The following is a 15,614-nucleotide window of genomic DNA, read 5'->3' on the forward strand; positions in this document are numbered from 1 at the left end:
AGAGTCGCTAAATAACAAACAGCCGTAATGTCCGAACATAGCAAGGGTAAGCTTAACAATCAAACCAGAAAAAACTACAAGGCCTTGCGCAGATTAACAGACGGAATTTTTAGTGCTTCGCGATATTTTGCGACGGTGCGGCGGGCGACCACCATACCTTGTTCCGCAAGCATGTCGGCAATCTTGCTGTCAGAGAAAGGGTTTCTTGAATCTTCCGCTCCTATGAGTTGCTTAATGAGTGCCCTGATTGCTGTTGAGGAAGCCTCTCCACCTGCCTCAGTAGCAACATGGCTGCCGAAGAAATACTTCAGTTCAAACATCCCGTGGGGAGTGAGCATGTATTTCTGAGTGGTCACACGTGAAATAGTACTCTCGTGTAGACCCAGTGTATCAGCTATTTCGCGCAACACAAGCGGCCGCATGGCGACCGCGCCGTGGGAAAAGAAGTTCCGCTGGCGTTCGACGATCGCTTGTGCAACGCGCAAAATGGTGTCGAAACGCTGCCGCATATTCTTGATCAGCCACTTGGCTTCCTGCAGCTGCGAAGTGAGTGCGCCATCGCCCTTGCTCTGCTTCAGGATGTTGGCATACAGGACATTCACCCGGAGTCTTGGCATGACGTCATTGTTCAGCATCACCTGCCAGCCTTGCTTGCTGCGCCTGACGATCACGTCCGGCACCACATAGTCGGAAGCGTTGGCGGCGAACGGCGCGCCGGGGTGGGGATTGCACTGCTTGATGACAGCTTGCGCTTCGCGCAGGTCCTCGTCGTCGCAATCCAGGGCTTTCTTGATTTTATTGAAATCGCGCTGCGCAAACAGCGCCAGGTGATCTTGCACAATCGCCAATGCCAGGCGGCGGGTGACGAATGGCACTTTGACAAACCGCTTGATCTGCAAGGCCAGGCATTCCGGCGCGTTGCGCGCGCCGACGCCGGCCGGGTCGAAGCTCTGCACCATTTTCAGCGCCATCGACAATTCTTCGACGGCGATCTCCAGCTCGGCCGGCAGGCGCTCCAGGATTTCTTCCAGCGACTCTTCCAGGTAGCCGTTGTCGTCCAGCGCATCGATCATCAGCTCGACCAGCGCGCGGTCGCGCAAGTCGTGCATGGCTTCGCGCATCTGCTGCAGCAGATGTTCGCGCAGCGTCGTTTCATGCGCCTCCAGCTGCGGCCGCGCATCTTCATCGTCCGAGGTTTTCGCGCTGCGCGAGATGTCGTCGAAACTCCATTCGCTGTCGGCATTGTCGGTACTGCTTTCAGCCGCCGGCGCTTCGGCGCTGGCTTCGCTCTCGGTCGGCGAGCTGCTGACTTCGCTGTCGCCGGCCGGCGCCTCCATGGTCGACGCAGTGCCGCTGATGGCGCCGTCCGCCAGCAGCCGCACCGAATTATCAAGCGGATCGTCGACCCGCTCCAGCATCGGGTTGTCAGACAGGATCTGTTCCAGTTCCTGATGCAACTCAAGCGTGGAAAGCTGCAGCAGACGGATCGACTGCTGCAGCTGAGGAGTCAGCGCAAGATGTTGAGAGGTGCGTAGCTGGAGTGATTGTTTCATGGCTTCCGTGCGGACAATTCACTTCTGTTATTTGTTGTACGGAGTTTAAGAGCCGCACTGGCGCGGCGGATTAATCTGTATGCAATTACTTCATTCCCGCATCAGCGAAACTACATGCGGAAATGCTCGCCCAGATAGACCCGCCGCACCGACTCGTCGGCGATGATGTCGTCCGGACTGCCGCTGGCCAGCACGCTGCCCTGATTGATGATGTAGGCGCGGTCGCAGATGCCCAGCGTTTCGCGCACATTGTGATCGGTGATCAGCACGCCGATGCCGCGTTCCTTGAGAAAGCGGACGATGCGCTGGATCTCGATCACGGCGATCGGATCGATCCCGGCGAACGGTTCATCCAGCAGCACGAAGCGCGGATTGGTGGCGAGCGCGCGGGCGATCTCGACGCGCCGCCGTTCGCCGCCCGAGAGCGACAGGGCCTGGCTCTCGCGCAGTTTTTCAATCTGCAGCTCGTGCAGCAGCTTGTGCAGCTGTTCATCGATCTCGGCCTTGCCGAGCGCCTTGCCGTTGGGACGCTGCAGTTCCAGCACGGCGCGGATATTGTCTTCCACCGTCAGCTTGCGGAATACCGATGCTTCCTGCGGCAGGTAGGACAGGCCCAGCACCGCGCGGCGATGGATAGGCAGGCGCGAAATATCGACGCCGTCCAGATCGATCTCGCCGCCGTCCGAAGGCACCAGGCCGACAATCATGTAGAACGAAGTGGTCTTGCCGGCGCCGTTCGGACCCAGCAAGCCGACCACTTCGCCGCAGCGCACTTCGAGCGAGACGTCATGCACCACCTGGCGCGCGCCATAGCTTTTTTGCAGGCCCCTGGCGATCAGCGTGCTAGGGGCGCTCATGGCGCCGCCTTTGGCCGTGGCTGGATGACGGCGCGGATGCGGCCGGCGCCAGGCTGGCTGACGCCGTTGACGGTGTTGTTGACGGAATAGAATTCAGTGCGGCTGTCGTAGGAAATGAACTCGCCGTTCACTTCGTCGGTCGGCTTGTCGCCTTGCAGGCGGCGCATCTGCGCCTTGGAAAACAGCTTGGTGATTTCAGTCTTGCCGTCGTATTCGATGCGTTCGGCGTGGCCGTCGATCCACAGGTCCGGGCCGCCATCGCGCTTTTGCTTGAAAGTGGCCAGCTTGCCCGGGGCCGCATACAAGGTGGCGAACTGATAGCCGGATGGATCGGTGGTCACCACCACGCGGTCGGCTTTCATGATCAGCGTGCCGCGGGTCAGGACCACATTGCCGGTAGCGACGTTGACCTGCTTGACGTCGTCATAGGTGAGGGTGTCGGAGTCGATCAGGGTCGGCTTCTCGGAATCGGCTTTTTCCGCGCGAGCGACGCCGATGGCGCCAAGCAGCAGCAGAGAGAGAAAAAATATTCGTTTCATGAAAAATCCTGGGTAATGGATAGAGGCCTACACATAAATTGTCTTGCTGATCCGCTTACTTTGCTGCCGCACGCGGCGTGTTGCGCAGGACGCCGTGCACCTTGCTGAACAGCTTCAGTTCGCGTGTGGAATTATTGAAATGCATGCCGGTGCCGTTCAAGGTCGACAGTCCCAGGGTGATTTCCACAGGCTTGTCGGATTCCATGATGTCGTCGTCGGGCAACAGCAGCAGATATTCGGATTTCAGATGGAAATTGTCGGCCAGCGGCGTCTTTGGCCGGTCGGCGTTGACATTCTCGTACAGATGCACCTTGCTGTTGTTGTCTTCAATCATGGCGCGGTTGGCGACCAGGTTCATCGGCGGCTTTTCCTTGTCCAGGCTGTGGATCACCGGCTTTTGCACATCGAAGGAATCGTTGACCGGATTGTGGGTCAGCAGGTCGCCCGAAATGTTGTAGCGCGGCTGGCCGTTCGGCGCCATCTGCACATAGTTGAAATGCTCGACATAGTAATCCGGCTGGGTGCGCGCCGGCTTCGGCAGCAGGTCTTCGGTATTCTTGTGCATGACCTGCAGCAGCCAGAAGCTGCCCAAGGCCAGCAGGATGAACAATACCAGCAGCAGCATGAAGCGAAAGCGGTAAGTGGTGCGGAGATTTTTCATGCCTGAGTCGCGCCTGGCTGGTTGCTGCGCAGATAGGCCGCCAGCGTGGCGTCATAGGTATTCTGCACTTGCATGATCAGGTCGCAGATTTCGCGCGCGGCGCCGTGGCCGCCGCTGGCCTGCGTCACGTAATGCACGCGTGAACGGACATCGCGATGGCCGTTCGGCACGCTGACTGCAAAACCGGCCTGCGACAGGATAGGCAGGTCGATTACATCGTCGCCGATGAAGCCGCAATCGGCGGCGCTCAGCTGCAGCTGTTCCAGCAGCTTGATGAACGCCGCGTACTTGTCGTGCACGCCTTGCTGCACGTGGGCGATGCCGAGATCGCCGGCGCGGCGGCTGACGATGGCCGACTGCCGTGCGCTGATGATGGCGGTAGCGACGCCGCTTTGCTGCAATTGCTTGATGCCGTGGCCGTCCAGCGCATTGAAGCGCTTGAGCTGTTCGCCGTCGGCGCCGTACAGCAGGCCGCCGTCGGTCAGGATGCCGTCGACATCGAAAATCATCAGGCGCACCCGCGCAGCGCGTGCTCTCACGTCAGCGCTCAGTGTAGCGACGCCTGGCGTATCGACGCCTGATACATCTGCAGTCGTGTCGGCGCCGCTGCGCCCCATGGCGGCCGTCATCAGATCACCTTGGCGCGGGTCAGGTCATGGATATGCAGTGCGCCGACCAGCTTGCCGCTGGCGTCGGTCACCAGCAGCTGGTTGATGCGGTACTGTTCCATCATCTGCACCGCGTCGACCGCCAGCTGATCGGCGCTGATGGTGCGCGGATTGGCGTGCATGACATCGGCAATCGTGAGCTTGGTGAAATCCTGCACCTGCTCGATCAGGCGGCGCAGGTCGCCGTCGGTAAACACGCCCACTGCATGGAAATTCTCATCCACCACTGCTGTCATGGCGATGCCCTTGCGCGTGATTTCCAGCAGCGCCAGCGAGAGCGAGACATCCGCCGTCACCGCCGGAATCGCCTCGCCGCTGCGCATGACGTCGCGTACATGGGTCAGCAGGCGCCGTCCCAGTGCGCCGCCCGGATGCGAGCGGGCGAAGTCTTCTTCGCGGAAGCCGCGCGCGTCCAGCAGCGCCACCGCCAGGGCGTCGCCCATGGCCAGGGTGGCGGTGGTGCTGGCGGTCGGCGCCAGGTTCAGAGGACAGGCTTCCTGGGCCACCGCCACGTCCAGGTGCACATTGGCGAGTTGCGCCAGCGCCGACTCCGGCTTGCCGGTCATGGCGATCAGGGTGGCGCCCATGCGCTTGATGATGGGGACGATCGCCATCAGCTCGGCGGTTTCGCCGGAATTGGAGATGGCGATGAAGGCATCGTGTTCGGTCACCATGCCAAGGTCGCCATGGGCCGCTTCGGCCGGATGGATGAACAGGGCAGGCGTGCCGGTGGACGACAGCGTGGCAGCGATCTTGCGCGCGATATGGCCGGATTTTCCTATGCCGGAGACCACCACCCGGCCGCTGCAGCCGAGCAGCAAGGCGATCGCCTTGGCGAAAGGATCATCGGGGGAGTCGGAAATCCGGTTTTTCAATGCAATGATGGCATCGGCTTCGATTTGCAGGGTGTTGCGGGCAAGTTCCAGCGCACGTCCGGCATCGAAGGCTGCGGACAAGGTTTTGGGCGAATTTGGGGCATCGGGTAGAGTCATCCCGAAAGTATAAACGAAATCCCAAAGCAAAAAACTTGCCAGTCTAGATCCGCTTCAATTAATCTGTGTTCAGCCTATCCGCATTTGGCGTTGCTGCAACATAATGTTGGTATCGAGTTAATCTAATTTTTAGGCGCGCATGCTTTCCGGACTTGAACTGACAATTTTGCTGCTGGGCTCGGCGGTATTGGGCGTGGTGGCGTTCCGTAGTTTCCACCTGCCGCCCATGCTGGGCTATCTGGTGGTGGGAATCCTGATCGGCCCGCATGCGCTCGGTTTTGCCGAAGACAACGCTACCACCCACGCCTTGGCGGAATTCGGCGTGGTGTTCCTGATGTTTTCGATCGGCCTCGAATTTTCCCTGCCGAAACTGACGGCGATGCGCCATATCGTGTTCGGCCTCGGCATGGCGCAGGTGCTGCTGACCATAGCCGCCACCATGCTGTTCAGCTGGATGATGGCGCTAATCCTGCCGCAATACGCCAATATCAGCTGGCAGGCGGCGTTCGCTCTGGGCGGCGCGCTGACCATGTCGTCCACTGCCATCGTCTCCAAACTGCTGACGGAAAGAATGGAACTGGAGAGCGAACATGGGCGCCGCATCATCGGCATCCTGCTGTTCCAGGACCTGGCGCTGGTGCCCCTGCTGATCGTGGTGCCGGCGCTGGCCGAGCACAGCGGCAACCTGCTGGCGACGCTGGCCTGGGCCAGCGGCAAGGCGCTACTGGTGCTGGCCTTGCTGCTGTTTTTCGGCCAGAAACTGATGCGGCGCTGGTTCCAGATCGTGGTGCGGCGCCGCTCGCAGGAACTGTTCATGCTGAACCTGCTGCTGATCACCCTGGCCGCCGCCTGGATTACCGAGCGCGCCGGGCTGTCGCTGGCGCTGGGCGCTTTCATCGCCGGCATGCTGATCTCGGAAACCGAATACAAGCACCAGGTGGAAGAAGACATCAAGTCCTTCCGCGACGTGTTGCTGGGCCTGTTCTTCATCACCATCGGCATGCTGCTCAACCTGCGCCTGGTGTTCGAGCACTGGTGGCTGGTATTGCTGTTGCTGATCGGTCCGGTGTTCCTCAAGTTCGCCCTGATCGCCGGCCTCGCCAAGATCTTCCGCTCCTCCACCGGAGTGGCCCTGCGCACCGGGCTGGCGCTGGCGCAGGCCGGTGAATTCGGCTTCGTGCTGCTGAACCAGGCTGGCGGCCTGCGGCTGGTCGATCCCTTGCTGGTGCAGCTGATCCTGGCGTCGATGGTGCTGTCGATGCTGGCTGCGCCTTTCATCCTGGCCAAGTCCGACGCCATCGTCATGAAGCTGTCGGCCAATGAATGGATGATGCAGTCGCTGGCGCTGACGCAGATCGCCACCCGCACCATGTCGACCAAGAAGCATGTGATCATCGCCGGCTTCGGCCGCAGCGGCCAGAGCCTGGCCAAGCTGCTGGAAGAAGAGGGCATCGGCTACCACGCCCTCGATCTCGACCCGGACCGGGTGCGCGATGCGCGCGCCGCTGGCGCCCACGTTTCCTACGGCGATGCTTCGCGCCGCGAAAGCCTGGTGGCGGCGGGGGTGCACCGCGCCGCCGCCCTGGTCATCACTTACGCCAGCACGCCGTCAGCCTTGAAAGTATTGCATCACGTCAGCGAACTGGCGCCGAGCCTGCCGGTGATCGTGCGCAGCTACGACGACACCGATCTCGACAAGCTGCGCGCCGCCGGCGCCACCGAAGTGGTGCCGGAAGCCATGGAGGGCAGCCTGATGCTGGCTTCGCACGCGCTGGTCATGCTGGGCGTGCCGCTGCGGCGCGTGGTGCACCGGGTGCAGGCCTCGCGCGACGAACGCTACGCCGCCCTGCGCGGATTCTTCCATGGCGTCGATGACGCCCCCGACGCCGAGGATCATTTGCAGGTGCGCCTGCATACGGTGGCGCTACCGGAGGGCGCCAGGGCCATCGGCCGCAGCCTGGCTTGGCTGGGGCTGCCGGAGATGGGGGCGGAAATCACCGCTTTGCGGCGCGGCCGCAGCGGCATCGCCATTACGCCCGAGGCTGTGCTGCAGGCAGGAGACATTGTTGTCTTGCGCGGCGCCGCCGAGGCGATCTCGCGCGCCGAAGGGCGTCTGCTACAAGCGTGGACCAGCGCCAGCCAGCACAGCGATGAAGATCTTTGAAATGATTCCGTGCGGTTTCAAGAGCTGGGATCAAGGCCTGATATTTCCTCCGAGACAACGAAGATATCGATCCGTGGCTCGCTTTTGTAAAAAAACTTAAATAATACCCATTCTCATTCAACCGGCAATTACAATACCCATCTTTCAGGATTTAAGAGCAGGTGTGGGATTGTGAAAAAGGCGCTACGTCACTGGTTGGTCAAATTGCATCGCTACAGCGGCTTGCTGCTGTCCCTGTTCATCGTCATGGCGGGCCTGACCGGCGCCGCGCTGGCATTCAACGACGAAATCGACGCCTGGCTCAATCCGCAGTTCTACCACCTCGCCGCCAGCGGCCCGCACCAGCCCGTCGATGCGCTGGCCGCCAAGGTTGCGCACGATTATCCGCAGGCGCGCTTGGCCTTCTTCGCGATGGCGGCGGATGCCGATGCGCCGCTGCAGGCAAGGCTGCGCGCGCGCCATGAAGATGAAGCGCTGGCGGTCGACACTGTGTTCATCGATCCGGTCACCGCCGCGGTGGTTGGCGAGCGCAATACCAAGGCAATCGGCCTGGGGCCGCAAAACCTGATGCCCTTTCTGTTCCGCCTGCATCGCTATCTGCTGCTGGACAAGCCCGGCGCCATCATTTCCGGCAGCCTCGGCCTGCTGTGGCTGGCGACGTTGCTGATCGGCTTCGCGCTGGCCTGGCCCAAGCATCGCAGCGGCTGGCGCAAGGCGCTCTCGGTCAAGCGCGGCGCCGGCGGTTTCCGCCTGATGTATGACTTGCATCGCTCGGTTGGGCTGGTAGCCGGCGTGCTGCTGGTGGTATCGGCGTTTACCGGCGCCGTGATGAATCTGCCGGATGTGGCGCGGCCGGTAGTCGCCAGCCTATCGCCGCTGAGCAAGCCGCCGCAGTCCTCGGCGCATGAAGGCAAACCGCAGATCAGCTGGCAGCAGGCGCTGGCCTCGGCCCAGGCCAGCATGCCGCTGGCGACCCCGGTGCGCATTGCGCGCGACGACAAGCACAGCCTGTATCAGATACGCATGCTCAGGCATAACGACATCCAGGATGGCGGCAGCGTGCGGGTCTTTGTCGATGCCGTCGACGGCCAGGTGCTGCGTTCGCTCGATCCGCTCAAAGGCTCGGCCGGCGACGCTTTCATCGGCGTCCAGTACGGTCTGCATACCGGCCAGCTGCTGGGCTTGCCGGGCAAGATACTGATCGCTTTCCTGGGTTTGCTGCCGCTGTTGTTTACGATTACCGGCATCGCCATCTGGCTGAAAAAACGCAAATCGGAAACGATCGTGCGCGCCCGCCATTTGCACAAAGCCTGACCGGTTCCGGGCTATTTCTTTTGCCGCAACCGGCCATAGATCCAGCCGGTCTTGCTGCCGCTGAGCGTCAGCGCCATCTGCTGGCGCGCGATCGGCAGGCGGCAGACCGGACCGAGAGCGATATCGCGCAAGGTGCTGGCGATGCGCGAGTCGGACTGGAAGAACGGCGTCAGCAGCTTGCTGGCGCCCTGGTAGTAGCGCAGATGGGGGCGCCGCCGTTGCGAATACAGCGCCAGCGCCGGCGTCACCGCTGAACTCTCGGCAAAACACTGCGCCAGCGTCATGGCATCGACCAGCGCCAGGTTGGCGCCTTGTCCCAGTTGCGGACTGGTGGCATGGGCGCAGTCGCCGATGCAGACCACCCGGCCGTCGTGCCAGTGGCGCATCTGCACATCGGCGTAGCGCGCAAAGGTGAGCTGATCCGGGCTTTGTATGTGTTCCAGGACCGACGCTACCGGCGCCAGCGCCAGCACGGTTTTCTTCCACGCCGTCAGGCCTTGCTCCTGCCAGTGCGGCAAGCGATCCGCGCGCAGGCTCCAGAACATGCTGAGGATAGGTTGCGTCATTTCCTGATAGGCAAATCCGGTCGGCATCAATCCCAGCATCTGCTGCGCATGGCGGAACCACTGGCGCAAGCCGCCCTGGGTCAGGCCGTCGTCCGGCACCAGCGCCCACAATGCGCCCCAGGGATAGGGCGTCACTTTTTGCGGAATCGCCAGCGCCGCCCGCAAGTCCGAGCGGGTGCCGTCGGCAATCACGGCGCAGTCGAATTCACCGGCCGCGGTCTCGACGCTGCCGGGCGCCGCATCGCGTGAAAACAGCAGGGCCTGGCCGCCGCGCTGCTCTATGCGGGAGATGTTGATGCCGCTGCAGACCTTGATGGCGGCAGTCTTCAGCGCTTCCCACAATACGGAGAACAAAGCGCCGCGATGCAGGCCAAGGCCGAACGACTGCACATCGTGATGACGATAGCGCACATCCAGCACAGTGCGGCCGCCGGCCGTGGTGCCGAACAGGCGGTCGTTGCGGGCGCCGTGGGCCAGGATAGGCTCCAGCAGGCCGAGTGCGTCCAGCACATGCATGCCGGTGGGCTGCAGCAGGATGCCGGCGCCGACCGCGCTCGGTTGCGCCACGCGCTCGAACAGCGTGACCTGGTGGCCGGCGCGCGCCAGGAACAGCGCGCTGGCGGCGCCCGCGGTGCCGCCGCCTATGATGGCTATACGCTGCATGCTGGAATATCCCGAGGTGTGATTAGCTGCTTAGCAGGATATCTTCTGAGGCGGCCGACCGGCTGCCGGGCACGGGCGGATTGCTTTTCCCGTGATAGGCGAACACCACCGATTCCTTGACGGTTTCGGTATTGTTGCGGCCGGCGGCATGGAACAGGCCGCTGTGGAAAAACACCACGTCGCCCTGTTGCAGTTCGACCGATTTCCCCTGCGTGAACAGGGCCTGGTTCGCGGCCACTTCCGGGCGCAGGAAATCCAGCTGGTCCATCTGCTCGGGTTTGATGTCGAGCCGGTGGGAGCCTGGAATGAAGCGCAACCCGCCATTGTTCGCGTTCTCGCTATCCAGCGCCAGCCACACCGAAATCAATTCGTTGCGCGGGAACGACCAGTAGCGGATATCGCGATGCCAGCCGGTCGCGGTGCCGAAGTGCGGATGCTTGGTCATCACGCAATTGTGGTGCGACAAGGTCAGGCAAACCGCTTCGCCCAGCAGCAGTTCCAGCATCGCCACCAGCTGCGGATTGCGGGCCCAGGCCCGATAGCTGTCGTCGCGCTGGTAGGCATTGCGCAGGCGGCGCGCGGTGCGGCCGCCGACGCTGTCGAGCGACTTCGGCGCACCGGCATAGCCGACCTCCGATTCGTATTCCAGCGGCGCCACTGCCTGCGCCAGGTGGGCGTTGGTGGTGGCCGCCATCAGTTCGCAATCGGCGGCCGCGACCAGGCGCGGCAAAATCAAATAACCATCTTTTTCGAAAGCGTCGATCTGCGTTGCAGTCAGCGCCGGGGTAGTGTTGGTAGACATCGTTATCTCGTTATTGCACTCCCGGCTTCGCGGGCCGGGAATGCCTGTTTTATTTTTTCTTGGGTTTTTCCAGCAAGGGCCCCAGGTACTTGCCGGTGACGCTGGCCGGATTGGCCGCCACCTGCTCCGGCGTGCCGGTAGCGATGATGCGGCCGCCGCCGGCGCCGCCTTCCGGACCGAGGTCGATCAGCCAGTCCGCGGTCTTGATGACATCCAGATTGTGCTCGATGATGACCACGGTATTGCCCTGGTTGCGCAGGCGATGGATCACTTTCAATAGTAGGTCGATGTCGTGGAAGTGCAAGCCGGTGGTCGGCTCGTCCAGGATATACAGGGTGCGGCCGGTATCGCGCTTGGACAGTTCCAGCGACAGCTTGACGCGCTGCGCCTCGCCGCCCGACAGCGTGGTGGCGCTCTGGCCGAGGCGGATGTAGCCCAGCCCGACATCGAGCAGCGTATGCAGCTTGCGCGCAATCACCGGCACCGGCTTGAAGAATTCATAGGCTTCTTCCACCGTCATGCCCAGCACTTCGGTGATGCTCTTGCCTTTGTAATGCACTTCGAGCGTCTCGCGGTTGTAGCGCTTGCCGTGGCAGACGTCGCACGGCACGTAGACATCCGGCAGGAAGTGCATTTCGACCTTGATCACGCCGTCGCCCTGGCAGGCTTCGCAGCGGCCGCCCTTGACGTTGAACGAGAAACGGCCGGCATTGTAGCCGCGTTCCTTGGCCATCGGCACGGTCGAGAACAGGTCGCGGATCGGCGTGAACAAGCCGGTATAAGTCGCGGGATTGGAGCGCGGCGTACGGCCGATAGGGGCCTGGTCGACCGAGATCACCTTGTCGAAATGCTCCAGCCCGCCGATCGATTCATGCGCCGCCGGTTCCGCTTGCGAACCATACAGATGGCGCGCGGCGGCGTGGTACAGCGTGTCGTTGACCAGCGTCGACTTGCCCGAACCGGAAACGCCGGTGACGCAGGTCAGCAAGCCGACCGGCAGGTTCATAGTGACGTTCTTCAGGTTGTTGCCGGTAGCGCCGGTAATGATGAACTGACGGTCCGGATCGGCCGGCGTGCGCTTTTCCGGTACGGCGATTTTCAAGGTGCCGTTCAGGTATTTTGCAGTCAGCGATTTCTTGTTCTTGAGGATCTGCTCCAGCGTGCCTTCGGCGATCACTTCGCCACCATGCACGCCGGCACCCAGGCCCATGTCGACCACATAGTCGGCGGTGCGGATCGCATCTTCGTCATGCTCGACCACCAGCACGCTGTTGCCGATGTCGCGCAGATGGCGCAAGGTTTCGATCAGGCGATCGTTGTCGCGCTGGTGCAAGCCGATCGACGGCTCGTCCAGCACATACATGACGCCGGTCAGGCCGGAGCCGATCTGCGACGCCAGCCGGATGCGCTGCGCTTCGCCGCCGGACAAGGTGTCGGCGCTGCGTTCCAGCGACAGGTAATCGAGGCCGACATTGTTGAGGAAGGTCAGGCGCGAGACGATTTCCTTGATGATGCGGTCGGCGATTTCCTTCTTGGCGCCGGTCAGCTTCAGTTTTTCAAAGAAGGACAAGGTTTCGCGCAGCGGCGTCGCCGCGATTTCATAGATGGCGCGTTCCTGCTTGCCGTTGCCGACCTTGACGAAGCGCGCTTCGACGCGCAGCCGCGCGCCGTGGCAGGATGGGCATTCCTTCTCGTTGATGAACTTGGCCAGCTCCTCCTTGACCGCCATCGAATCGGTTTCACGGTAGCGCCGCTGCAGATTGTTGACCACGCCTTCAAAGGTGTGTTCCTTGATCACCGTGCGGCCGCGCTCGTTGACATAGCTGAACGGAATGGTTTCCTTGCCGGAGCCGTACAGCACCGCCTGCTGGGCTTTTTCCGGCAGCTTTTCAAACGGCACGTCGATATCGAAATCGTAGTGCGCAGCAATGCTGGTCAGCATCTGGAAATAAAACTGGTTGCGCCGGTCCCAGCCCTTGACCGCGCCGCTGGCCAGCGACAGGTTAGGGAAGGCGACGATGCGCTTGGGATCGAAAAATTCGATATGGCCGAGACCATCGCATTCCGGGCAGGCGCCCATCGGATTGTTGAAGGAGAACAGGCGCGGCTCCAGCTCCTGCAGCGAATAGCCGCAGATCGGGCAGGCGAACTTGTTGGAGTACACGTGCTCGGCGCCGCTATCCATTTCCAGCGCAATCGCGCGGCCTTCCGCCAGCCGCAGCGCGGTCTCGAAACTTTCCGCCAGGCGCTGCTTGACGTCGGCCTTGACCTTCAGGCGGTCGATCACGACGTCGATGGTGTGCTTCTCGGTTTTCTTCAGCTTGGGCAGGTCGTCGACTTCATAAATCTTGGCGGTGCCGGTGCCGCTCTGGATGCGGAAGCGCACAAAGCCCTGCGCCTGCATCTGCTCAAACAGGTCGACATGCTCGCCCTTGCGATTGGCCACCACCGGCGCCAGGATCATCAGCTTGGTCTCTTCCGGCATGGCCAGCACCGCATCCACCATCTGCGACACCGATTGCGCCGCCAGCGGTTTTTCCGGATGGTCCGGGCAATACGGCGTGCCGACGCGCGCATACAGCAAGCGCAGGTAATCGTGGATCTCGGTCACGGTGCCGACGGTGGAGCGCGGATTATGCGAGGTGGCTTTCTGCTCGATGGAAATCGCCGGCGACAAGCCTTCGATCAGGTCGACATCCGGCTTTTCCATCAGCTGCAGGAATTGACGCGCATAGGACGACAGCGATTCGACGTAGCGCCGCTGGCCTTCGGCGTACAAGGTGTCGAACGCCAGCGACGACTTGCCGGAGCCCGACAAGCCGGTAATCACGATCAGTTTGTTGCGTGGTAAGTCCAGATTGATGTTCTTGAGGTTGTGCGTACGTGCGCCCCGAATGCGGATCTCTTCCCGATTTTTATCCATCTACAGCTTTCAGCGTAAGTTTAAGGCCGTGTTGGCTTATTGGAATTGCAATTTCCACGCCTGAAAGGCTTGCTCGTCTCGCTGGCGGGGCGAATAGCCCGGCGTCAGCCCTGTGCGGCGATGCCATATCAAACGGATCAACCTGACACTATATCAGGGTCGGGATTTTTAAGCATGTCCGGCTAATGCTTGCGCCGCTGCTACGCTCAGCTCTTGCTAGCCATATCCCTTTTTATCCACATCCGCGAGAGCTTTTGCTTGAATGTTCTTTACCGCGTATCGGTAACGTTCTGGAATGATCTCAGTTCTACCGAAGTTTGACTGAAACGATTGTTTCATGTAACGTTCGTTTCATGAATGCACGAAAAGACGAACTACTCAATGCCACAATCGACTATCTCGCCCAGCATGGCGTAGCCGATCTCACGCTACGCCCGCTATCGGCCGCCATTGGAACCAGCGCAAGACTCATTATTTTTCATTTCAAATCCAAGGAAGATTTGCTCATGGAAGTGATGATTGCGGTCCAGGCAAGGTTACGCAATTCGCTCACCAGCATTTCGCTCGAAAACGCTGCTGCCAAGCAAATTTCTCCAATGAAGCTGTTTTGGAACTGGGCGATAAAAAAATCGAATTTTCCGTATTTAAGATTGCTATACGAAATGCATTTCATCGCGATCCAGAATCGCGAGGTCTATCAGCGATTCCTTGATCACACCAGCTTTAGCTGGCTGGAAATTATTGAAGGCTATTTGCCAGTCGAGATGCGATCGAAGGCAGTCGCCACATTATGTGGCGCCGTATTTGAAGGCCTTGTCATCGAGTTGTTGAGCACGGAAGACGTCGGCCGCACCACAAAGGCCCTGGACCACTTCATTGAAATGCTTCGCCATGAATGGGAGCATGTCAAAGAAAATCCCGTGGAAAAGAAGACTGCCCGGTCTGGAAGGAAGCCCGTCAAGCCGGCTGCGAAGTCATCGAAAAAGCGCAATGTGGGCTGATTAATAGTCCGTGAAATTGACAAAATTGGTTGCCAAATACAGGGAAACTGACAATGAACATTTTGGAATCACGGCGAGCAGCCGTTCTTATCGCCGGAATATTGTTCGTCCTGATTGCCGGAAGCCTGCCCTACGGGAAATGGATAGACGAGTTTCAAAGCGTGACCCATTTGGTTTTTCACGAGTTGATCTGGTGGGGAATTGTTTTCCTGGTTTTGGCATATGTACATTTTGTCGAGAAGCGGCCGCTCGCTTCGATTGGATTGTGCGCGCCGAAATGGATAGATTTACCGATCGCCGTTGTCTTTGGGATTGTTACGCTGGCCGGGTTGATCGCTATCATTCATATTGGCTTACCTGCACTCGGGCTGCAGTTGAATGGGGAGGAAGTGTCAAAAATAAACAATACGCCACTCTGGTGGAGGGTAATTTCTGTTGTCAGGGCGGCGGCTTCCGAGGAAATGCTGTTTCGCGGATACGCCATTGAACGCATTCAGGAGCTTACGAAAAGCAAGATGGCGGCGGCAATCATTACTTGCATCGTTTTTACCTTGGCCCACGTCGGTCCGTGGGGTTGGTCGCATATTCTTGTCGCAGGGTTCGGCGGTATTGCATTCACCGTCTTGTATCTATGGAAAAGAAATCTTTGCTTGAACGTTATCGCACACTTTATGGTCGATGCCGCTGCGTTTCTTTGAAGTTAAATCGTGCGCCCTTTGTTGTCCGTTTCTGCCGAGTGGTCCACACACGACGGCTTGGCGTCAAGGCCTTCTCGTCACCCTGGCGTTTACATCCAGCCGTCGAGAGCATCCTTGTTTTCTATCTTTGCAAAAACCCGACACGTAGCATATAGCTGCGGATGCCAGCACCGCCATGGCTCACACGGAGCCGTGGCGGCGCGGTACAACACG

General features: G+C 60.4%; 13 protein-coding genes. 4 read left to right on the forward strand and 9 right to left on the reverse strand.

From position 1 onward, the window contains the following. Positions 1–74 precede the first annotated feature (74 nt). From AC07V8_RS12875 to AC07V8_RS12900, 6 genes are all read right to left on the reverse strand, one after another. Complete coding sequence (locus tag AC07V8_RS12875) at positions 75–1,553, reverse strand: RNA polymerase factor sigma-54 (RefSeq protein WP_098495111.1); 1,479 nt, start codon at positions 1,551–1,553, stop codon at positions 75–77. 110 nt (positions 1,554–1,663) lie between these two features. Beyond that, positions 1,664–2,410 carry an LPS export ABC transporter ATP-binding protein gene (gene lptB, locus AC07V8_RS12880; protein WP_211474601.1) on the reverse strand — a complete coding sequence of 249 codons (747 nt, stop codon included), beginning with the start codon at positions 2,408–2,410 and terminating at the stop codon, positions 1,664–1,666. After that, positions 2,407–2,949, reverse strand: coding sequence for a lipopolysaccharide transport periplasmic protein LptA (gene lptA / locus AC07V8_RS12885; protein WP_494678637.1), 543 nt, complete (start codon positions 2,947–2,949; stop codon positions 2,407–2,409). The genes lptB and lptA overlap by 4 nt, the downstream gene beginning before the upstream one ends. Positions 2,950–3,004: 55 nt before the next feature. Beyond that, positions 3,005–3,610: an LPS export ABC transporter periplasmic protein LptC gene (lptC, locus tag AC07V8_RS12890; RefSeq protein WP_494678636.1), complete on the reverse strand. Its 606-nt coding sequence runs from the start codon at positions 3,608–3,610 to the stop codon at positions 3,005–3,007. Continuing rightward, positions 3,607–4,119, reverse strand: coding sequence for a KdsC family phosphatase (locus tag AC07V8_RS12895; protein WP_494678696.1), 513 nt, complete (start codon positions 4,117–4,119; stop codon positions 3,607–3,609). Before AC07V8_RS12895 ends, lptC begins: the two co-directional genes overlap by 4 nt. A gap of 119 nt (positions 4,120–4,238) precedes the next feature. Then, on the reverse strand, positions 4,239–5,270 hold the full coding sequence (locus AC07V8_RS12900; protein ID WP_494678635.1) for a KpsF/GutQ family sugar-phosphate isomerase: 1,032 nt from the start codon (positions 5,268–5,270) through the stop codon (positions 4,239–4,241). Positions 5,271–5,409: 139 nt separating this feature from the next. On the opposite strand from AC07V8_RS12900, the gene AC07V8_RS12905 reads away from it, so the two are divergent. Further along, the gene (locus tag AC07V8_RS12905) at positions 5,410–7,434 is read left to right on the forward strand and encodes a monovalent cation:proton antiporter family protein (RefSeq protein WP_494678634.1); all 2,025 of its coding nucleotides are present in this window, start codon (positions 5,410–5,412) and stop codon (positions 7,432–7,434) included. Between the two features lie 171 nt (positions 7,435–7,605). Further along, the gene (locus AC07V8_RS12910) at positions 7,606–8,748 is read left to right on the forward strand and encodes a PepSY-associated TM helix domain-containing protein (RefSeq protein ID WP_494678633.1); all 1,143 of its coding nucleotides are present in this window, start codon (positions 7,606–7,608) and stop codon (positions 8,746–8,748) included. Between the two features lie 11 nt (positions 8,749–8,759). Here the strand turns inward: AC07V8_RS12910 and AC07V8_RS12915 are convergent, their stop codons facing one another. The 3 genes from AC07V8_RS12915 to uvrA are packed head-to-tail and all read right to left on the reverse strand — an operon-like array spanning position 8,760 to position 13,702. Next, the gene (locus AC07V8_RS12915; RefSeq protein WP_494678632.1) at positions 8,760–9,977 is read right to left on the reverse strand and encodes an FAD-dependent oxidoreductase; all 1,218 of its coding nucleotides are present in this window, start codon (positions 9,975–9,977) and stop codon (positions 8,760–8,762) included. 22 nt (positions 9,978–9,999) lie between these two features. Further along, positions 10,000–10,779, reverse strand: coding sequence for a phytanoyl-CoA dioxygenase family protein (locus tag AC07V8_RS12920; RefSeq protein WP_494678631.1), 780 nt, complete (start codon positions 10,777–10,779; stop codon positions 10,000–10,002). Positions 10,780–10,828: 49 nt separating this feature from the next. After that, positions 10,829–13,702 carry an excinuclease ABC subunit UvrA gene (gene uvrA, locus AC07V8_RS12925; RefSeq protein ID WP_494678630.1) on the reverse strand — a complete coding sequence of 958 codons (2,874 nt, stop codon included), beginning with the start codon at positions 13,700–13,702 and terminating at the stop codon, positions 10,829–10,831. Between the two features lie 353 nt (positions 13,703–14,055). On the opposite strand from uvrA, the gene AC07V8_RS12930 reads away from it, so the two are divergent. Together AC07V8_RS12930 and AC07V8_RS12935 are read left to right on the forward strand one after the other, a co-directional pair. Beyond that, positions 14,056–14,703: a TetR/AcrR family transcriptional regulator gene (locus tag AC07V8_RS12930; protein ID WP_494678629.1), complete on the forward strand. Its 648-nt coding sequence runs from the start codon at positions 14,056–14,058 to the stop codon at positions 14,701–14,703. Between the two features lie 53 nt (positions 14,704–14,756). Then, positions 14,757–15,401 (forward strand): CPBP family intramembrane glutamic endopeptidase, encoded by a 645-nt coding sequence (locus tag AC07V8_RS12935; RefSeq protein ID WP_494678628.1) that lies wholly within the window; start codon positions 14,757–14,759, stop codon positions 15,399–15,401. Positions 15,402–15,614: the final 213 nt, after the last annotated feature.

Source organism: Collimonas sp. GW821-FHT02H07 (assembly GCF_059421505.1).